Below are 19,814 nucleotides of genomic sequence, written 5' to 3' on the forward strand. Positions count from 1 at the left end.
CGCCATTCGAAGGGCGCGCAAACGCGCCCGTCTATCCCTTTGGAGTCGCGGGCAATGGCAGAGTTTCCGAAAAAGGCGAAGGTCGTCATCGTCGGTCTGGGCGGTATCGTCGGCGCGTCGGTCGCGCATCATCTGATCGAGCGGGGCTGGGACGACATCGTCGGCATCGACAAGTCGGGCATCCCGACCGATATCGGGTCGACCGCGCATGCCTCGGACTTCTGCTACACGACCAGCCACGATTTCCTGTCTTGCTGGACGACGCTCTATTCCATCGATTTCTACGAGAAGATGGGCCACTACGCGCGCGTCGGTGGCCTCGAGGTTGCCCGCGTTGGCGACGATGCCCGCATGGACGAGATCAAGCGCAAGATCGCCTCCGCCAAGGCGTTCGGCACCCGTGCGCGGCTGATCGAGCCGGCAGAGATCAAGGAAAAATTCCCGCTGATCGAGGAACATCTGGTGCAGGGCGGCCTGTGGGACCCGGATGCCGGTCTCGTCATTCCGCGCTCGCAGACGGTGGCCGGCAAGCTGGTCGACCAGGGCGTTGCTTCCGGCAAGCTGCAGGCTTTCGCCAACACCTCGGCCAAGGAACTGATCGTCGAAAACGGCCGCATCAAGGGCGTGGTGACCGAGCGCGGCACGATCGAGGCCGACTATGTCGTGGTCTGCACCGGCATCTGGGGGCGGTTGACCGCAGCGCTGGTCGGCGAGGACCTGCCGGTCATGCCGATCGACCATCCGCTGACCTTCTTCGGCCCCTATAACGAGTTCGCCGGCACCGGCAAGGAGATCGGCTGGCCGCTGCTGCGCGACCAGGGCAATTCGGCCTATATGCGCGACACAGGCGATCCGAAGACCGCCGAGGGCGGGCAGATCGAATGGGGCTATTACGAGGAGACCAATCCGCGTCTCTGCCACCCGCGCGATCTGCTCGAAAAGCATGAGGCGCGGCTGTCGCCATCTCAGCGCGACCTCGACATGGAGCAGATCCTGGCGCCGCTGGAGCGCGCCATGGAACTGACGCCGATCCTGGGCGAGCTCGGCTACAATGAGGGCCATTCCTTCAATGGCCTGCTGCAGGTGACCACCGACGGCGGCCCGTCGATGGGCGAGAGCCAGAAGGTGAGGGGGCTGTGGTATGCCGTCGCCATCTGGGTCAAGGACGGCCCGGGCATGGGCAAGCTCATCGCCGACTGGATGACCGACGGCCGCACCGCGATCGACCATCACCAGATCGACTATTCGCGCTTCTATCCGCACCAGACGCAGGAGCAGTTCATCTGGGATCGCTGCACCGAGACGGCGATGAAGGTCTACAATCCGGCGGTGCATCCGCGCGAGCCCTTCTCCAAAGGCCGCAACATCCGCCGCTCGCCCTTCTGGGAGCGCGAGAAGGAACTCGGCGGCTATTTCATGGAACTCGGCGGCTGGGAGCGCGCCCACGGCTATGCCGCCAACGAGCATCTGCTTGAAAAATACGGCAACCGGGTGCCGGTACGCGAGAACGAATGGGACAACCGCCATTTCTGGCGCGTCTCCAATGCCGAGCATCTGGCGATGAGCGAGGATTGCGGCATCGTCAACCTGTCGCACTTCTCGATGTATGACGTCGAAGGTCCAGACCATGTCGCGCTGCTCGAATGGCTGTGCGCGGCCAAGATCGGCGGCGACAACAATATCGGCAAGGGCATCTATACGCACTTCCTCGACGAGGAAGGCATGGTGCGCGCCGACTTCACCGTCATCCGCATGGCCGACCGCTGTCGGGTGATCGACGGCGCCGACGCCGGCCCGCGCGACTTCCGTTACATGCAGCGCACGGCGCAGGACAAAGGCTTCGATGTCACCGTCACCGACGTGACCGAGAAATATGTCACCATCGGTATCTGGGGGCCGAATGCCCGCACGACCTTGCAGAAGGTGGTCGAGAACCCCGAGGGCCTGACGCCGGAGAATTTCCCCTTCGCGGCAATCAAGCCGATCAAGATCGGCGGCAAGGATGTGACGGCCTTCCGCATCTCCTATGTCGGCGAGCAGGGCTGGGAACTGCATATGCGCTACGAGGACGGCCTAGCCGTCTGGGACGCGCTGCGCTCCACCGGGGTCATGCCGTTCGGCGTCGAGACCTATGCCAACACGCGCCGCATGGAAAAGAGCCTGCGCCTCCAGAACGCCGACCTTTTGACCGAATACAATCTGCTCGAAGCCGACCTTGCCCGTCCGAAGGTCAAGGAGAACGACTTCTGTGGCAAGGCCAAGCACCTGGAGTACCGCGCCCGCGAGCACCAGCCCGCGATGCTGTGCACGCTGGTGATGACCGATAACATCGATTCCAAGGGTGTCGCGCGCTATCCGGTCGGCACCATGCCGGTGATGGATCCGGCGAGGGGCGAGACGCTGGTCGACGAACTCGGCCGGCGTTCCTTCACCACCTCGGTCGCCTACGGTCCGACGATCGGCAAGAACATCGCGCTCGCCTATCTCCCCTGGGCCTATGCCCAAGAAGGCCGCAAGCTGCAGGTCGAGTATTTCGGCGAGACCTATCCGGTCGAGGTTGCGGGAGTGGGTTATAAGCCGCTCTACGACCCGGAGAACCTCAAGCCGAGGAGCTGAGGATCGGAGGCAGAAACATGCAAAGCCCGGCTCCGGTCGGGCTTTTGCTTTTGTGCGAGCCGTGATTCTCACCTGGAGCGGTTCACCGTTGAAGGAAACGGCGAACCGCTCCAGCTCTCTGTTTTGACGCAATTCCGGACGGAAAACCGCTCACACTTTTCCTAGAATTACTCTAGCGTTACGCCGGGCGGAGCAAGCAGGTTTGCAACGGTTCGGCTGGGACAGGAAGAACGACGCATTCGTCTTCACGATGAAGGGGAATATTCCCGTTCATGTCAGTTGGACCTTTGCCATTCCCGCCGCCTTGCCGTTCCTGCATGAGTGGTCGAGGCATCCCCAGGTCGCCCTGATCCACACCGCCATATTCGCCGCGCTCCTGTTCCTGTCGGTGTTTCTGCATGAACTTGCCCATGTCTGGGCAGCGCGACGGCGCGGCATCGGCACCCAACGGATAGACCTGTACCTGTTCGGCGGAATTGCCTGGTTCAAGCCGGGCGTAGCTTCGCCCTCTGGCTGGGCGTGGATCGCCTTCGCCGGGCCGCTGGTGAACATCGTTCTGGCGGCGGGCTTTGCGGCTGCCTACTATCTTTTTGCCCGGCCCTTGTTGGCAGTCGATCCGGACGGTCTTTTCAGTTCGCCGCCGCCGAGACCCGACACACTTTTGGAGTGGACACTTTGGTTTGGCGCCCTGGTGAATGCGGTTTTGGCCGTTCTCAACCTGCTCCCGGCCTTTCCGCTCGATGGCGGGGCGATCGCCCGGCACCTGCTTGCGCCGCGTTTCGGCGCGGACACCGCCGTGCGGATCGTCGGCTTCTGCGGCGTCCTGCTTTCGATCCTGCGCTTCGCGATCATCGTGCCAGCCGCCATGGCCGGAATTCTGTTGTGGTTTCCGCCTTCCTTCAGGCCGAACTGGCGGGCGTTTCGCGCTGCCGGCAATAAGAAGCCCGTTCCGCAGCATCCGGCTTGATGTGCAGGAGGCCAGCGGCTTATGTGGCCAGATCAGAAGCCTGCGAAAGCCTACGCCCCATGCGCATCCTGTCCGACGCCTTCATTCGCGAACTTCCCAATCACTATCACGGCAAGGTGCGCGAAAATTACGATCTGCCGGACGGGCGCCGCATCATCATCGCCACCGACCGTTTGAGCGCGTTCGACATCATCCTGGCCTCGATCCCGTTCAAGGGCGAAGTCCTCACCCAGACGGCGCGCTACTGGTTCGAGGAGACCGCCGACATCTGTCCCAACCACGTGCTGGAATATCCCGACCCCAACGTCGTCGTCGGAACACGGCTCGACATGCTGCCGGTCGAGATGGTCGTGCGTGGCTATCTGGCAGGGACGACCAGCACCTCGATCCTGACCAAGTACCGGAAAGGCGAGCGGAGCTTCTACGGTCACAGCTTTCCCGACGGGCTGCGCGACAATGAAAAGCTGCCGCAAGCGATCATCACGCCGACCAGCAAGGCCGCCCATGGCGGCCATGACGAGCCGCTGTCGGAAGCCGAGATCATCGGCCAGCGGCTGCTCACGCAGGAACAGTGGGATACCGTATCGCGCTATGCGCTGCAGCTGTTCGCCCGCGGCCAGCAGCGCGCCGCCGAACGCGGCCTGATCCTGGCCGACACCAAATATGAATTCGGCACCGCGCCGGACGGCACCATCGTGCTGGCGGACGAAATCCACACGCCCGACAGCAGCCGTTATTGGATCGCTGCGAGCTATGACGAGGCGTTCGCGAGCGGCGGGCGGCCGCAGAGCTTCGACAAGGATTTCGTCCGGTCCTGGGTGTCGGCGCGGTGCGATCCCTACAAGGACCCGATCCCCCCAATTCCCGACGAGATCATCAACCAGGCCTCGGCGGTCTATATCCAGGCCTATGAAGCGATCACTGGCGCGAAATTCGTGCCCGACCTTTCGGGCAATACGGTGCTGGAGCGTATCCGTTCGAACCTCTCGCGGTATTTCTAAGAGATTCAGGCCGGCGGGATCCGATGCTCCGGATTCCCGGCTTTTGCGCGCGGCGATTTTCGCCTAACCTTCCGTCATGTCTGCTTATGCCCGCGCAAGGCATGTCTTTCCAGGCGGCGCCGCGCTGGCGCTGGCGCTTTGGCTGACGCAAGCGGCTTCTCCCGCCGAACCCGTCGATGTCGAGCTGGTGCTGGCGGTCGATGTCTCGCTCTCCATGTCGCCGGCCGAGCTGGAAATCCAGCGTCACGGCTACGCCGCGGCGCTCACGCATGACAATGTCCTTAAGGCCATCGCCGACGGCGCCTATGGCAAGATCGCCGTGACCTATGTCGAATGGGCCGGCACGACCTGGCAGCGCGTCATCGTGCCGTGGACGGTGATCGCCAATCGCGCCGACGCAGAGGGGTTCGTCGCGCAGCTCGACGCCAAGCCGCCGGACAGCGCCCGGCGTACCTCCATCTCCGGAGCACTGAGCTTCGGCAGCGATCTGTTCGCCGAGAGCGGATTCCAAGGGACGAAGCGTGTCATCGACGTTTCCGGCGATGGGCCCAATAACCAGGGCGCGCCGGTCGACCTCACCCGCGACGAGGTGGTCAGGCAAGGCATCACCATCAACGGCCTGCCGCTGATGACGCGTGGCGGCTTCAGCGGCGCCTTCGACGTCGGCAATCTCGACCGCTATTACAGCGACTGCGTCATCGGCGGGCCTGGCGCCTTCATGATCCCGGTCAATGACTGGACCCAGTTTCCCGAAGCGATCCGCCGCAAGCTGGTGCTCGAGCTTGCCGGTCCCGCTTCGCCGCAATGGGCGGCGGACGAGGCCGCTCACCCGCCGGTCGTGCTCGCCGACGACAGGCCGGCCGCCGACTGCCAAGTCGGCGAGAAGATGTGGCGCAACCGCGGCTGGGGCATGCCGTGAGCGTTGGAGAAGCTGACTTGAGCCTACACCCGATTAGGATGACGTTTCGTTGAAACGTCGCTTCATTGACAAGCCTTTTGGCGTCTGTGAGACAATTCGGGCTCACCACAAAAAGGGGAACCACAATGAACAGGACCACCATTTTCGCGGCGGCGCTGGCGGCGGCGGCCGTGCTCGGCGCACCGGCGATGGCCGCCACCTCGCTCACCATCGGCATCAGCGGCTGGACCGGCTTCGCGCCGCTGACCTTGGCCAAGCAGGCCGGGCTTTTCGAAAAGCACGGGCTGGACGTGACGTTGAAGAAGGTGCCGCAGGCGAGCCGCCCGTTGGCGATTGCCAGCGGCGACCTGCAATGCGCGGCGACCACGGTTGAGACCTGGATGGTGTGGAACGCCAGCGGCGTCACAACCAAGCAGATATTCCAGCTCGACAAATCCTATGGCGCCGACGGCATCGTCGTGCGCAACGACATCAAGACCGTCGCCGACCTCAAGGGCAAGAATGTCGCCTCGTCCGCACCCGGCACGTCGCCCTATTTCCTGCTCGCCTGGGTGCTCAACAAGAACGGCATGTCGACCAAGGACGTCACCGTCGTCAATCTGGAGCCGGACGCGGCGGCGCAGGCCTTCCTGGCCGGCCAGAACGATGCCGCCGTCACCTATGAGCCGTTCATCTCGGCGGTCCGCGACAAGGCCGACCAGGGCCACATCCTGGCGACCACGCTCGACTACCCGATGGTCCTGGACACCGTCGGCTGCACGCCGGACTTCCTCAAAGCCAATCCCGACGTCGCCAAGGCGCTCGCCGACAGCTATTTCGACGCGCTCGACCTGATCAAGAAGGATCCACAGAAATCCTACGAGATCATGGGCGCCGATGTGAAGCAGTCGGCCAAGGAGTTCGAGGATTCGGCCAAGTACCTGAAATGGGCCGACAGGGAAGAGAACAAGCAGTTCTTCACCAAGGAATTCCAGGATTTCTCCAAGACGGCGGCCGAGCTTTTGCTGCAGATGGGGCTGATCAAGGAAGTCCCGGATGTGACGACGCTTGCCGATACCAGCGCAGTGGCCAACTGATCGCGCATCAGGCGATCGGCGGCGCAAGGCCGCCGATCCCTTCCCGCTAAAGCGCGTCGCGATCCTTCAGATACGCTCCTCGCGCTTTAGCTCTTTGATTTTACGTATGTCTTACCCGAAACCGGTTTCCACTTTCGGGAGCCATGCTTTAAGGACAGGGCCTGATGCTGCGTCCCTTGCACCCCGTTCAGCCGGGCACGCGAACCGTGCTCGGCATCGCCTTCTTCGTGCTGTTCGTCGGGTTCTGGGCATGGATCACGCTCGGCGGCCATGTGAACCGGATCTTCCTCGCCGACCCGCTGTCGATGCTCAAGGACGGCTGGCGGCTGCTCGTCGAAGACCGGTTCTGGCTCGACATCCTGATCACCATCTGGCGCGTCTTCGGCGGCTTCGTTCTGGCGTCGATCGTGGCGGTGCCGATCGGCATCGCCATGGGCGCCTGGAAGCCGGTTGAAGCCTTCCTCGAGCCGTTCGTGTCCTTTGCGCGTTACCTGCCGGCATCGGCCTTCATCCCGCTGCTCATCCTGTGGGCCGGCATTGGTGAATTTGAAAAGCTCCTGGTGATCTTCGTCGGCTCGGTGTTCCAGATCATCCTGATCGTCGCGGTCAAGGTCGGCGCTACGCGCCGCGACCTGGTCGAAGCCGCCTATACGTTGGGGGCGACCGACAACGGCATCGTCAAGCGCGTGATCATGCCGGCCAATGCGCCGGAGATCGCCGAAACGCTGCGGCTGGTGCTCGGCTGGGCGTGGACCTATGTCATCGTCGCCGAATTGATCGGCTCATCGTCAGGCATCGGCTACATGATCATCAACAGCCAGTCGCGGCTGGCGACCGGACAGATCATTTTCGGCATCATCGTCATCGGGCTGATCGGACTTCTGTCCGACTTCGCCTTCAAGGCGCTCAACCGCTGGCTCTTTCCATGGAGCCTGGCGTGAGCAAGCTTCTGATCGAAGGCGTTTCACGGATATTTGCCGGGGTCGGGGGTGGGCAGCCCGTGCGGGCGCTGCAGCCGGTAGACCTCGCGGTCGCGGCAAATGACTTCATCACCATCCTCGGGCCGTCCGGCTGCGGCAAGTCGACTTTGCTCAGGATCGTCGCCGGACTGGAAGCGCCGAGCACGGGCCGCGTGCTGCTCGACGGCAAGGCGGTCACAAGGCCGGGACCGGACCGCGGCATGGTGTTCCAGTCCTACACGCTGTTTCCCTGGCTGACGGTCGCCGAAAACATCGGCTTTGGCCTGCGCGAGCAAGGCAAGCCCGAGCGCGAGCGCAACGAGATCGTCGCCTCCTATGTCGATCTGGTCGGGCTCAAGGGTTTCGAGAACCATTGGCCGAAGCAGTTGTCGGGCGGCATGCAGCAGCGCACGGCGATCGCGCGGGCGCTGGCCAACGATCCCGAAATCCTTCTGCTCGACGAGCCGTTCGGCGCGCTGGACAACCAGACGCGCGGTCTGATGCAGGAATTGCTGCTCGGCATATGGGAGCGGCGCAAGAAGACGGTGCTGTTCGTCACCCACGACATCGAAGAGGCGATCTTCATGGCGTCGCGGGTGATCGTGATGAGCGCCCGGCCCGGCCGCATCAAATCGGACGTGCCGGTCGACCTGCCGCATCCGCGCCACTACACGCTGAAGACCAGCCCGGAATTCTCCGCGCTCAAGGCACAGCTCACCGAAGACATCCGCATCGAGGCGATGCGGACGGCGCAGACGCAGTCCGCCTAGTCGGCTGCGTTTATCCCAGATTACGCCGCCAAGAGCTGCTTGCGGTCGACGCGTTCCTGCTGTGGCGAGCGGGCGTAGAGCTCGCGGTAGCATTTGGAGAAATGCGAGGCGGAGACGAAGCCGCAGGCCACCGCCACTTCGACCACCGGCATCGACGACTGGATGAGCAGGTGCCTGGCCCGGTCGAGCCGGATCTCCAGATAGTAGCGGGCAGGGGAGCGGCCCATCTCGGTGCGGAACAGGCGCTCGATCTGCCGGCGGGAAAGATCGACATGGTCGGCGATTTCGATCAGCGACAGCGGCTCGGAGAGGTTCGCCTCCATCAGCTCGATGATGGTGAGCACCTTGGAATTCTGGACGCCGAGGCGGGCGCGCAGAGGCAGGCGCTGGCGGTCCGTCGGGCTGCGCACGCGGTCGGTCAGCACCTGCTCGCAGACCCGGTTGACGAGGCTCTCGTCGAAATCATCGCCGATCAGCTTCAGCATCATGTCGAGCGCGGCTGTGCCGCCGGCGCAGGTGTAGACGTTCTGGTCGACTTCAAAAAGGTCGGCAAAGACATTGGCTTTCGGGAAGGCCTCGGAGAAGCCCGGCAGGTTCTCCCAATGAATGGCGCAGCGCTTGTTGGACAGCAGCCCCGCGGCGGCCAGGATATGCGCGCCGGTGCACAGGCCGCCCACGGCGACCCCGCGATTATACTCCTCGCGCAGCCAGGCGAAGGCCGATTTGTTGTGGTAGCGCTCGACATTGATGCCGCTGCAGACGATCGCCATGTTTGGCCGGTCCGGCCCGGCCATCTTCCTGCGCTCCTCCTCGAGCGAGGTGTTGACGGCACACTCGACGCCGTTCGAGGCGCGAACCGGCTTGCCGTCGATGCTTGCCAGGCGCCAGCTGTAGGCCTCGTAGCCGAGCATGCGGTTGGCCGAGCGCAGCGGATCGAGCGCTGTCGCGAAGGCGATCATCGTGAAATCGGGAATGAGGAAGAATACAAACGATCTCTTGATCGGGTGCTTTACGGCATTCACAGGAAAACCTCACGCAGCCATGGCGCGAACAGGATGTCGCGAACAGCATAGCGACAACAGGAAAAACCATTCCTGTCAATCGGGTAGGCGGCTAAGTGAAGATTAAATTTGCGACACGGGTCGCAAATGGGCAATAGGTGCAACCGCAGGACGTCATTGCGCGGTCGACAGCCGCCGGGCCCAAATGAAAACGCCGCCTCGGCAAGCCGGGCGGCGTTGAATTCAGCTTATCGGTGCTGGATCGTCTCAGGCAACAAAGCCGAGACGGGCAGCAGCCACTGCGCCGGTCTGGCCGGGCATGGTGTTGGCAAGGCGCTGACGCTCCAGAGCGGTCGTCAGGTTCGTTTCGCGGCGGGCGAAAAGGCGGGCAAAAAGCTTCATCATCATCTCCATTTGGTTGCTCAGACGGGTCGCCTTCGCTTGATGGAGTGGGGCAGCTCGTTTTTGCTGGCGCTGATATAGGCTCGCTTCGGCAAAAACTAAATCGCAAAAGCGAAGCGCTTGATATGAAAAGCGACATGATTTGCGACATTTTTGGGCAATGTGCCCATAATTTCCTATTGTTTACAGCGCTTTAGCTGATCCGTTAACCCGCTATGCGGGTGGTTCATATGCGTCATGCAGCAGTCGCATGGCTGGAAAAGTCGTTTGAATGCAAACAAAAAGGCATAAAAAACAAAAGGCCTGCCGAGCTGACGCGGCAGGCCTTCAGAACTCCATACACACGTGATTACTTCGCTCCGGCCCAGCTTCCGACACCGTGGCGCAAGCCGGTCTTGACGTCGGCCGCTTCAGGCCAGCCGATATCCTTCTGCAGTTCGATCGGCAGCGCATGGATGGCGCGCTCGGTCTGATAGCGGGCGCGGGCAGCGCTGAATTCGGTCGCAAGTCGACCGATAGACGACAGGATAGACATTTCCTTCTCCTCTATGCGGGCAGGGAGGCGCCCGTCATTGCGTTAATTCAGGTCTGTTTCAGCTTCACTTCATGTCGATTGCAGGACTGTGTCAGGGTCGTTTTATGGCTGCTTTTGGCAGGCATCCTGCATCGATCGAGTTGACTATGCGCCTGGAGTGATGTTCAATCAAACGAAATGGAATGATGGATTGCATCAGAAAAATTGAAGGCACGCTCCCATGAATGCCCCGCTCAATCATCCCTTGCCGCTGCTTGACCTCGATGTGCTGCGCACCTTCGTGGCGATCGCGGAGACCGGCTCATTCACCACCGCCGCCAACGCGGTGTTCCGCACGCCGTCGGCCGTATCCATGCAGATCAAGAAGCTGGAGGATATCCTCGGCCGTTCCGTCTTCGCGCGTGACGCGCGTTCCGTGACGCTGACCACGGATGGCGAGATGCTGCTCGGCTATGCGCGCCGGCTTCTGTCGATCAACCGCGAGGTGGTGTCGAAGTTCATCATCCCCGACATTGTCGGCGTGGTGCGGCTTGGTTCCCCGGACGACTATGGCGAGCGCGTGCTGCCGCATGTGCTGAAGCGCTTCGCGCAGTCGCATCCCTCGATTGCCGTCGACGTCACCATCGACCAGAGCATCAATCTGCGCCGGCGCATGGATGACCGCGCGCTCGACATCACGCTGCTCACCAATTCCTACAAGACCAGCGCGATCGGCGCCGAGGTGCTTTTGACCGAACCGATCGTGTGGGCCGGAGCCAAGGGCGGCTGTGCGCATCTGCGCGAGCCGTTGCCGGTGTCGCTATGGGAGGAAGGCTGCGCATGGCGGGCAGGGGCGTTGGAAGCGCTTGGACGCGAAGGCCGCAATTACCGCATCGCCTATATGAGCGCCCACACGGCCGGCCAGCGCGCCGCGATCATGGCCGACCTCGCGGTCGCGCCGCTGCCGAAGTCCTTCCTCGGCGACGAGATGGTCTCGCTGGGGGCCAAGGACGGCATGCCGGAGATCGGCACCTACAATCTCGCCATGGTGGTGGCGCCCGACGCCAGCGCGCCGGTGAAGGCTGTTGCCGACCATATCCGCGCGACGTTCGAATTGTTCCGCGAAACCGGCAAGTTCTGAGCTATTCGGCCGCCGGCGCGGGGCGCTCTGCGAAAGCGGCTTTCGTCCTGTTGCGTACCTGCGCCCGGCTCACTGCTGGAGCGCCGTTGAGGAATGCGACGATGCTGTCGCGCGCGCGGCGCGCTTCCGGCATTTCGATCAGCGGCCAGACATGGAACATGCCTTCTTCATAGACCACGTCGACCTCGACGCCGGCAGCCCGCGCCCTTTCAGCGAAGATGAGATTATCTGGGGTCAGCATGTCGCGTGAGCCCGTCAGCAGCAGCGTCTTCGGCAGCACGGACAAGTCGCCGTAAAGCGGGCTGATGTGCCAGTCCTTGCGGTCGAAACCGGCGCTGTAGAGCCGCACCGCTTCCAGCCCACCCGGAATACCCAGCCACGGATCCTGCCGTTCGGCCTCGAAGACTTCAGGATTTGCAAGCGAAACGTCGAGGCCGGGCGAGATCAGCACGTGACGCGATGGCGAAGGCAGGCCCTCCTCGGCCGCCATCATGGTGAGCACGACCGCCATGTTGCCGCCGGCGGAATCGCCCATGAAGGTGATGTCCTCGGCCTCCGTCTCTTCGAGCATGCGCCGGTAGACGTCGCCGACCATGCCGAACATGTCGTGGAAATCGTGCTCGGGCGCGATGGGGTAGATCGGCACTGTGATGCCGAAACCGAGACGCTCGGCCATCTCGGCGATCAGCCCCCAGTGGTAGGACGTGATCTGAAAGACATAGGCGCCGCCATGCATGTAAAGGATGCGCCGGCGCTCGCCCGCTTTCGGGGCGATCTCATAGACGGGAAAGCCGTCGATCTCGGTCTCGGCGATGTCCAACCGCGCCTTGAGCAAGGCAGGCGGATGATGATCCTCCGTCTTGCGGGCGTAGGCGATCCAGCGCTGCAGGTTCTCGGGACTGGAAAAGGCCTTCTTGCGGCTGTGCCGCAGAACGAACGAAACGAGATGGCTTTTCAAACTGGGCATGCGGATAAACGGATCTCGGCAGAGCCGACTAAGAGAATTCCCCCCGCTTTTTGAAGATCGTACCGCCGTTAAAAATGTCAAGGATTCGCCCCGGCACATCGGCGTGATCTCGTGGTGCCGGTTCTTTGTTTGGGCAATTCCAGAAGGCTACGGCGAGTGGCCAGGCCTGACCGCCGCACACTTTTCCTGGAATTGCTTAGCGCCGCTTCGGCAGCAGCGCGGCGCGCAGTTTGTTGTCGCCGGTCGCCGGAGCCGCATTGCGACCCCGGCGCTTGCCAAGCAGCTTGCATTTGTCGGCGAAGGTCATCAGCGCGGCGTGCCCAGAAGCAGCTTGTGCAGTGCTGCCTGCGGGTCGCTCGGCGGCGAGGCCGGCCAACCGATATCCTTCCGGACATGCGCCGGCAGATCGTTGAGCGCGCGGATCGCCTTGTTCCTGGCATGCGCCTGCCTGATGGTGACACCGAAGCGGCTGAGATTTCCGAACATCGACATTTTCATCTCCCTTGAAGAGCGATGGCGGCCGACAATTGTCGCTGCCGCCATGCGATGGCCGCTAAATGCGTCACGCATGTATCGGGTCGATTTCGCGAGAACAGCGTTTCGGTTTCGGGATCGCGCGGATTCGGAAACATTTGCATGCAAATGAATCAGGCGGACCGGCATGCCGGTTCCTGTCCGAATAGCCGCCAATGGTGGTTGACACAGAAGAGTGGCTGCCTAGTTATTGTGCAATGCGGCGTGGGGTGTGTGCACCGCAGCATGATGCGAGACGGGTCAGGGCATCGTGACAAGCATACATAGCATCCAATATCTGCGCGGCCTTGCCGCGTGCGCGGTCGTTTGCTTCCATGTCAGCGAGCAGTTCGGCGGTCCGTTCAACGTCGGAGCGGCCGGCGTCGACGTCTTCTTCGTCATCAGCGGCTTCATCATGTGGGTGACGACGGCGGGCAGACCAGCTGATCCCTGGCGCTTCATGAGCCGCCGCATCACCCGCATCGTGCCTCTCTACTGGATCGTCACGCTCTTGACCGCGACGGGCATCCTGCTCAAGCCGCAGTTCTTCTACGACCATTTCCTCAGTGTGGCGAATTTCGTTGGCTCGCTATTCTTCCTGCCGGTCCTGCAGGACGATGCGCTGCATCCCATCGTCATACAGGGTTGGACGCTTTGCTATGAGATGATGTTCTATCTCGTCTTCACCCTGGTCCTGTTCGTTGGCGAGCGCTGGCGGTTCGTCGTTCTCGTAGGCGCACTTGTCGCCATCGTCGCGCTGCATTTCGTCCTTCCCGCGGGATATGCGCATGCCTTCACCGATCCTGTCGTGATCGAGTTCGCGGCCGGCGTCGTCGTGGGGCGTTTGTGGCTCCAGGGCGCCAGGCTGTCGCTCGGGGCCGCGCTGGCGGTGTCTGGCGCGGGACTCCTTCTGCTTGCGGCTGGCACGCCGTTCGATGCCGATTTGCCTCGCGCCTTGCTCTGGGGGCTTCCGGCCGCATTGATCGTGGCAGGCGCGGCTTTTGCCGAGCGGGTGAGGCCGTTCAAGCCGACTGCCTTGCCCACTTTTCTCGGCGACGCGTCCTATTCGATCTATCTGTGGCACGTCGCGGTTGGCGTGCTGGCGACGGGTGTCGTGCTGAGGATCGGAATTCCCGCGGCTTTGCAGCCGGCGACGATCCTGGTCGCCACGCTTGCACTCTCGGCGATGCTCTATCTGATTGTCGAAAAGCCGTTGATCGGGCTGCTGCACCCGCAAGGTCCCAAGGGCGCCGCCAAGGCAAGCAATGCCGCGGCCGCAGGAGCCGCGGCAAGGCCGGCTAAAGCCTTGTTCTAATCGCGGCCGCGGCGTGCGGCGCGCTCCTCGCGTGAGCGCCGGCGCGGGGTGGCGTCGCCGGCGCCGCCGTCCTCGCTCATCGCCTTGCGCGGCGGCAGCTTCACCGCGGCGGCCAGCTTGGGGAAGGGGTCGACCTTGTTCGGCAGCGCCATGGCGTAGACGAAGTGCTCCTGGAACTTGGGCTCCAGCGCGGTCTCGATCTTCTCGATCCTGCTCACCGTCTCCTCGATCTCACGCCGGTACCCGCGGTTGAGCAGCGCCATGCGCGCGCCGGCGCCCGCGGCATTGCCGACGGCCGAGACCTTGTCGAGATCGCAGTCCGGGATCAGGCCGAGCACCATGGCGTATTTCGGATCGATGAAGGAGCCGAAGGCGCCGGCGAAATGGATGCGGTCGACATGATCGGTGTGCTGCTTTTCCATCAACAACTTGGTGCCGGCATAGAGCGCCGCCTTGGCAAGCTGGATGGCGCGCACGTCGTTCTGGGTGATGGTGATCTTCGGCTCGCCTTCCTTCAGCACATAGGAGAAGGTGCGGCCGTTGGGCACGATGCGCGGCGAACGCATGCTGAGCGATCCGTCGACGACGCCGTCCTCGGAAATGATGCCCGACAGGTACATCTCGGCGATCACTTCGATGATGCCGGAGCCGCAGATACCGGTGACGCCCGTCGCCTGCACGCTTTCGGCGAAGCCAGGTTGATCGGACCACAGTTCCGAGCCGATGACGCGGTAGCGCGGCTCGAGCGTGTCGGGATCGATGCGCACGCGCTCGATGGCGCCGGGTGCCGCGCGCTGGCCGCCGGAGATTTCCGCGCCCTCGAAGGCCGGGCCGGTGGGCGAGGAAGCCGCGACGACGCGCGTGGAGTTGCCGAGCACGATCTCGGCGTTGGTCCCGACGTCGACGATCAGCATCATCTCGTCCTGCCGGTGCGGACCTTCCGACAAGGTAACGGCGGCAGCGTCGGCGCCGACATGGCCGGCAATGCAAGGCAGCATGTAAAGGCGGGCGCCCTGGTTGAGCTTCAAGCCGATGTCGGAGGCCTTGATGCGCACCGCGCCCGAGACGGCGAGCGCGAAGGGCGCGCCGCCGAGCTCAGTCGGATCGATGCCGAGGAACAAATGATGCATGATCGGATTGCCGACGAAGACGGAATCCAGGATGTCGGCACGGTGGACGTTGCCCTCCGCGCAGACCTTGTCGACCAGGCTGGAGATGGCCTCGCGCACGGCGACTGTCATGCCTTCGCGTCCATCCGGATTCATCATCACATAGGAGACGCGGCTCATCAGATCCTCGCCGAAGCGGATCTGCGGGTTGGACGTGCCCGAGGATGCGGCGACGCGGCCCGACAGCAGCGACACCAGATGCATGGCGATGGTGGTCGAGCCGATGTCGCAGGCAAGGCCATAGGCTTCGTTCTTCAGGCCGGGCCACAGCGCGATGACGCGCGCGATGTCGCTATCGGCATCCTTGTGGATGGCGGCGGTCGCGGTCCAGTTGCCCTTGCGCAGGATGCCCTGCACCTGCGGCATGAGGTAGAAGTCGAATTCGAGGTTCTTGAGGCCCCAGTCTTTCATCAGGGCGATCTTGAGCCGGTCAAGGTCGCCGAGCGGCTTGTGCATGTCGGGCTCTTCGATCTCGACATAGCACATGCGGATCGCCGTATCGCGGGCGATCACCCTGGTGTCGGCGTCCTTGCGGATGGTCTGGGCGTTGATGACCGTGTCCTGCGGCACGTCGATGACGAGGTCGCCGAGAATCTGCGCCGAGCAGGACAGGCGGCGCCGCTCGGGCAGGCCGCGCACGCGCTCGTAGCGCTCTTCCTTGGCGCCCTTGGGCGAGATGTGGTCGTTGGACGAGACGATCTTGTGCTTGGCGAAATTGCCTTCCTGCACCTCGATCTGGCAGCGCCCGCAGGTGGCGCGGCCGCCGCACACGCTTTCGACATAGACGCCGAGCTGGCGCGCGGCATCGAGCACCGGGGTTCCGACCGGGAACCGGCCGCGCTTGCCTGACGGCATGAACAGCACGAGCGGATCGGTGATGTTGGGCGGAGGATTCATGCTGGCACGCGTCTCGATGGCAATAGCCGATGCCGTTTAACGGATCGTTTTACTGTTGGGTGGAGAGTCTGCTGGTCCAGGGGCCAACCATGTCGGATCTGCTGCTCTCCGCCGTCCTCACCGCCTTCACCATGGTGCGCGTGATCAAGGGCTCTTGGCTGCGCAATCCGCAATATCTTGCCACCGGAATTCTCGGCGCGGTCGTCGGCGCGCTGCTGCTGCACGCCTACTGGCCCGCCTATGACGATGACTTCATCGTCGGCGGCGTCACGGGCATTTTCGGATCGTGGGCGGGCATGGCGCTGTTCGACGCCATAGTGGGTATGGCCTGAACGCAAAGCAGAGCTGTCCGACCGCATCCACGATGCGATCGGACCAGCCTTGTTTGCGGTGCGGCTCACGATTGCGCGCTTATCCCCTGGCCATGCGGGCTTCGCGGCCGCCGCGGCGGCGGCCGCCGGCGGCAGCGCCGTCACCGGGAGCGGTGACCGCGACCGGAGCGGCAACGGCATGGCCGCCTTCGGCCGGCTTATAGTCCTTGTAGGTGCGGATCCAGTTGGTGCAGTTCTCGTCGGTGCCGTTGAGCACATTGGCGCCGCGCACGGCTTCCATTTCCTGCGGACGGACCGGGTTCATGATTGCGGAGGTCATGCCGGCGCCGATCACCATCGGAATGAAGGCGGCGTTGATGCCGTGTCGGTGCGGCAGGCCGAAGGAGATGTTGGAGAGGCCGCAGGTGGTGTTGACCTTGAGCTCCTCACGCAGGCGGCGCAGCAGCGCGAACACCTGGCGGCCAGCATCGCCCAGCGCGCCGATCGGCATCACCAGCGGGTCGACGACGACGTCATGCGAAGGAATGCCGTGGTCGGCGCAGCGCTCGACGATCTTCTTGGCGACGGCGAAGCGGACGTCCGGGTCCATCGAGATGCCGGTCTCGTCATTGGAGATGGCGACGACCGGGACGTTGTATTTCTTGACCAGCGGCAGGATGGCCTCGAGCTTTTCTTCCTCGCCCGTGACGGAGTTGACCAGCGGGCGGCCCTTGGCGACCTTCAGCGCAGCCTCGATCGCGGCGGTCACCGAAGAGTCGATCGACAGCGGCAGATCGACCAGCCCCTGCACGATCTCCAGCGTCTGCACCAGCAGCGCCGGCTCAGTCGCGTTGGGGTCGACGGCGGTGACGCCGGCATTGACGTCAAGCATGGTGGCGCCGCAGGCGGCCTGTTCCAGCGCGTCCTTGATGACGGTTTCGAAATTGCCGGCCACCATCTCGGCCGCGAGCTTCTTGCGGCCGGTCGGGTTGATGCGTTCGCCGATCACGCAGAAGGGCTGATCGAAGCCGATGACGATTTCTCGGGTCGCCGAGGCGACGATGGTGCGGGTCATGCGATCTCTCCGTCGGGATATAAAGAGTTCTTTATATCGTTATCTGATTTGGTTCAAGTGAATGGTGCCGGCAGCGCCTTGGACTCTAAGTTCATGTATGTCGTTGTCCCAAAACCGGTTCCCGCTTTTGGGCGACATACATCAATGCGCGGTCTTCACCATGTCCACCTGGGTTTCGGTAATCTCGTCGTGCAGTATGTGGTCGAGCCGCTCAGCGACCAGCTGGTCATCGCGGCGGATCTCGCGCTTCCAGGGCTGGCGGCCTTTCAGCACGCCCGATTCATCGACGATCTCGGCGACATATTCCTCCTGGCGGTAGGCCATCACATGGATGCCCGCGACGCCGGGGATTTCCTTCACCTCGTTGATGATGTCGATACAGAGCTGCTTGCCTTCCTTCTTCTGATCCTGCGCGCCTTCCAGCCGCTTGATCACCGCATCGGGGATGTGGATGCCCGGCACGTTGGAGCGGATCCATTTCGCCGTCTTGGCGGAAGCCAGCGGACCCACGCCGCAGAGCAGGAAGAGCTTTTCAGTATGGCCGAGATCGCGCGCCTTCTGCATGAAGGTTTTGAACATCGGCACGTCGAAGCAGTACTGCGTCTGCGCGAACTGCGCGCCGGCGGCGATCTTCTTGCCGAGATGGATCGGGCGGAAGTCGTAAGGCGGCGCGAAAGGATTGACTGCGCAACCGAGGAAAACCTGCGGCGGCGTCGTCAGCTTGCGGCCGGACAGGAACTTGCCGTTGTCGCGCATGATGCGGATGGTTTCGAGCAGCGACATGGAATCGAGGTCGAACACCGGCTTGGCGCCCGGCTGGTCGCCGGCCTGCACCCCGTCGCCGGTGAGGCACAGCATGTTGGCGACGCCCATGGCGGCGCCACCCAGCACGTCGCCCTGGATGGCGATGCGGTTCTTGTCGCGGCAGGCGATCTGCATGATCGGCGCATAGCCCATGCGGGTAAGCAGCGCGCAGATGCCGACCGAGGACATGTGGCAGTTGGCACCCGAGGCGTCGACGGCGTTGATGGCGTCGACCCAGCCGTCAAAGATCTTGGCGCGGTTGTAGACGTCTTCCGGATCGGCGCTGTCGGGCGGGTTGAGCTCGGTCGTCACCGCGAACTCGCCGCGGCGCAGCACGCGCTCCAGCCGGCCGCGCGAAGTGTGGCCGGGCAGGGGGTCGAGCGGCAGATGGATGCCGGCCGGATTCTCGTCGCGCTGGCGGGCGTTCATGCCGAAGCTCCGGGATTCTGGTTCGTCTCACGCGCGGCGGCGGCCTGCGCGGTGACCCGCAGCCATGCCGAGGTTTCGCGCAGCGACTGGTCGACCGGCTTCTGCACGGTCAGGATCTTGTCGCCATGCACCATGTTGCGGGAGCCTTCCCAGGCCTTGACCCAGACGCAGGGCATGTCCGGCTCGACCTCGCAATTGCCGTTGGCGCGCACGCCACCGCATGGGCCGTTGCGCAGCTGCTTGGGGCAGTTCATCGGGCACGACATGCCGGTGGAAGAGAGCACGCACTGGCCGCACATGCGGCAGTCGAACATGAAGCCCTTGACGCGCTTCTCGACGAATTTCACCGGAGCCTCGACGCGGCTGTAGCCGATGCCTTTCCACAGAGGATGCAGGAGCAGGAAGACGTCGGCGAACCGGCTGTAGAACCATTCGAGCAAGCGCGAATGCCTGATCGACCACAGCCGCACGGCGAAGGTGCGCTGGACGCGGCGCTGCGGCGACACGTCGGCAGGCTTGTAGTCGGATTTCGGCGCCGCCTTCTTGACCAATGTGGCCTGGGTAACCGCCGGCTGCTTCTCAGACATTTTCTTTCCCGCCACCCTTGACCAGAGCGACCAGCCGCTCGCGGTCATATTTCGCGTCGAGTTCCTGATAGGCCTTCTCGACCTCGGCCTCGATGTCGTCGCCGACCGGAACCGGGTCGGCCTTGCGCCATTCCGCCAGATAGTCGTCGGTGCCGCCGGCGCCGGTGCGCATGGCGCACATGTCGATCGCCTCGGTGAAGCGCAGCGGCAGCTCGCGCTTGGCGTTCTGCCGGCCCTTCCTGACGATCACCTGGGCGGGGATGTCGCGCCAATAGACGACGATCAGATCGGCCATGAATTCTCAACTCCTCGAAGTCCCTGGAGCATTGCCGCATGCGCTGTTGGGCCGCTTGTTATGGGACGACGCGCGCCCCTTCAAAA

The 19,814-nt window shown here is 63.3% G+C and carries 20 protein-coding genes; 10 read left to right on the forward strand and 10 right to left on the reverse strand.

All coding sequences use genetic code 11. From position 1 onward, the window contains the following. Positions 1-54 precede the first annotated feature (54 nt). The 7 genes from DPM35_RS11520 (at position 55) to DPM35_RS11550 (ending at position 8,308) form a co-directional block, all read left to right on the forward strand. The gene (locus DPM35_RS11520; protein ID WP_112127406.1) at positions 55-2,616 is read left to right on the forward strand and encodes a GcvT family protein; all 2,562 of its coding nucleotides are present in this window, start codon (positions 55-57) and stop codon (positions 2,614-2,616) included. Between the two features lie 202 nt (positions 2,617-2,818). Continuing rightward, positions 2,819-3,583 (forward strand): site-2 protease family protein, encoded by a 765-nt coding sequence (locus tag DPM35_RS11525; protein ID WP_112127407.1) that lies wholly within the window; start codon positions 2,819-2,821, stop codon positions 3,581-3,583. 59 nt (positions 3,584-3,642) lie between these two features. Then, a complete protein-coding gene (locus DPM35_RS11530; protein WP_112127408.1) occupies positions 3,643-4,584 on the forward strand; it encodes a phosphoribosylaminoimidazolesuccinocarboxamide synthase in 942 nt (313 codons plus the stop codon). 76 nt (positions 4,585-4,660) lie between these two features. Beyond that, entirely contained in the window at positions 4,661-5,503 is an 843-nt protein-coding gene (locus DPM35_RS11535) for a DUF1194 domain-containing protein (RefSeq protein WP_112127409.1), read from the forward strand. A gap of 125 nt (positions 5,504-5,628) precedes the next feature. Next, positions 5,629-6,579: an ABC transporter substrate-binding protein gene (locus DPM35_RS11540; RefSeq protein WP_112127410.1), complete on the forward strand. Its 951-nt coding sequence runs from the start codon at positions 5,629-5,631 to the stop codon at positions 6,577-6,579. Between the two features lie 164 nt (positions 6,580-6,743). Beyond that, entirely contained in the window at positions 6,744-7,520 is a 777-nt protein-coding gene (locus DPM35_RS11545; RefSeq protein ID WP_198419716.1) for an ABC transporter permease, read from the forward strand. Then, positions 7,517-8,308 carry an ABC transporter ATP-binding protein gene (locus DPM35_RS11550; protein ID WP_112127783.1) on the forward strand — a complete coding sequence of 264 codons (792 nt, stop codon included), beginning with the start codon at positions 7,517-7,519 and terminating at the stop codon, positions 8,306-8,308. The genes DPM35_RS11545 and DPM35_RS11550 overlap by 4 nt, the downstream gene beginning before the upstream one ends. 20 nt (positions 8,309-8,328) lie before the next feature. Here the strand turns inward: DPM35_RS11550 and DPM35_RS11555 are convergent, their stop codons facing one another. From DPM35_RS11555 to DPM35_RS11565, 3 genes are all read right to left on the reverse strand, one after another. Then, on the reverse strand, positions 8,329-9,267 hold the full coding sequence (locus DPM35_RS11555) for a GlxA family transcriptional regulator (RefSeq protein WP_348628162.1): 939 nt from the start codon (positions 9,265-9,267) through the stop codon (positions 8,329-8,331). Between the two features lie 309 nt (positions 9,268-9,576). Beyond that, a complete protein-coding gene (locus DPM35_RS11560; protein ID WP_181592012.1) occupies positions 9,577-9,723 on the reverse strand; it encodes a hypothetical protein in 147 nt (48 codons plus the stop codon). Positions 9,724-10,060: 337 nt separating this feature from the next. After that, on the reverse strand, positions 10,061-10,246 hold the full coding sequence (locus tag DPM35_RS11565) for a hypothetical protein (protein ID WP_042645026.1): 186 nt from the start codon (positions 10,244-10,246) through the stop codon (positions 10,061-10,063). Between the two features lie 220 nt (positions 10,247-10,466). On the opposite strand from DPM35_RS11565, the gene DPM35_RS11570 reads away from it, so the two are divergent. Further along, complete coding sequence (locus tag DPM35_RS11570; RefSeq protein WP_040981895.1) at positions 10,467-11,366, forward strand: LysR substrate-binding domain-containing protein; 900 nt, start codon at positions 10,467-10,469, stop codon at positions 11,364-11,366. 1 nt (position 11,367) lies between these two features. Here the strand turns inward: DPM35_RS11570 and DPM35_RS11575 are convergent, their stop codons facing one another. After that, positions 11,368-12,333 (reverse strand): alpha/beta hydrolase, encoded by a 966-nt coding sequence (locus DPM35_RS11575; protein WP_112127412.1) that lies wholly within the window; start codon positions 12,331-12,333, stop codon positions 11,368-11,370. 306 nt (positions 12,334-12,639) lie between these two features. Further along, positions 12,640-12,825, reverse strand: a complete 186-nt coding sequence (locus tag DPM35_RS32400) for a hypothetical protein (RefSeq protein ID WP_127227013.1) — start codon at positions 12,823-12,825, stop codon at positions 12,640-12,642. A gap of 292 nt (positions 12,826-13,117) precedes the next feature. Between DPM35_RS32400 and DPM35_RS11585 the strand changes: the two genes are divergently transcribed. After that, positions 13,118-14,161, forward strand: a complete 1,044-nt coding sequence (locus tag DPM35_RS11585) for an acyltransferase family protein (protein WP_245431502.1) — start codon at positions 13,118-13,120, stop codon at positions 14,159-14,161. Here DPM35_RS11585 and DPM35_RS11590 read toward each other — a convergent pair. Next, positions 14,158-16,227: an ASKHA domain-containing protein gene (locus tag DPM35_RS11590; RefSeq protein ID WP_112127413.1), complete on the reverse strand. Its 2,070-nt coding sequence runs from the start codon at positions 16,225-16,227 to the stop codon at positions 14,158-14,160. The two genes, DPM35_RS11585 and DPM35_RS11590, sit on opposite strands and share 4 nt — an antisense overlap. 89 nt (positions 16,228-16,316) lie before the next feature. Here DPM35_RS11590 and DPM35_RS11595 point away from each other — a divergent pair, with 89 nt between their 5' ends. Further along, positions 16,317-16,559: a hypothetical protein gene (locus DPM35_RS11595; protein ID WP_245431503.1), complete on the forward strand. Its 243-nt coding sequence runs from the start codon at positions 16,317-16,319 to the stop codon at positions 16,557-16,559. A 79-nt stretch (positions 16,560-16,638) separates the two neighbouring features. Here the strand turns inward: DPM35_RS11595 and DPM35_RS11600 are convergent, their stop codons facing one another. From DPM35_RS11600 to DPM35_RS11615, 4 genes are all read right to left on the reverse strand, one after another. Beyond that, on the reverse strand, positions 16,639-17,613 hold the full coding sequence (locus tag DPM35_RS11600) for a methyltetrahydrofolate cobalamin methyltransferase (protein ID WP_112127414.1): 975 nt from the start codon (positions 17,611-17,613) through the stop codon (positions 16,639-16,641). A 141-nt stretch (positions 17,614-17,754) separates the two neighbouring features. Beyond that, positions 17,755-18,846: a methylenetetrahydrofolate reductase gene (locus tag DPM35_RS11605; protein WP_112127415.1), complete on the reverse strand. Its 1,092-nt coding sequence runs from the start codon at positions 18,844-18,846 to the stop codon at positions 17,755-17,757. After that, complete coding sequence (locus tag DPM35_RS11610; protein ID WP_112127416.1) at positions 18,843-19,433, reverse strand: methylenetetrahydrofolate reductase C-terminal domain-containing protein; 591 nt, start codon at positions 19,431-19,433, stop codon at positions 18,843-18,845. The genes DPM35_RS11605 and DPM35_RS11610 overlap by 4 nt, the downstream gene beginning before the upstream one ends. Further along, complete coding sequence (locus tag DPM35_RS11615; RefSeq protein ID WP_112127417.1) at positions 19,426-19,728, reverse strand: virulence factor; 303 nt, start codon at positions 19,726-19,728, stop codon at positions 19,426-19,428. Before DPM35_RS11615 ends, DPM35_RS11610 begins: the two co-directional genes overlap by 8 nt. Between the last annotated feature and the right edge of the window lie 86 nt (positions 19,729-19,814).

The sequence above is a fragment of the Mesorhizobium atlanticum genome (genome assembly GCF_003289965.1).
In the GTDB taxonomy this organism is placed as follows: domain Bacteria; phylum Pseudomonadota; class Alphaproteobacteria; order Rhizobiales; family Rhizobiaceae; genus Mesorhizobium; species Mesorhizobium atlanticum.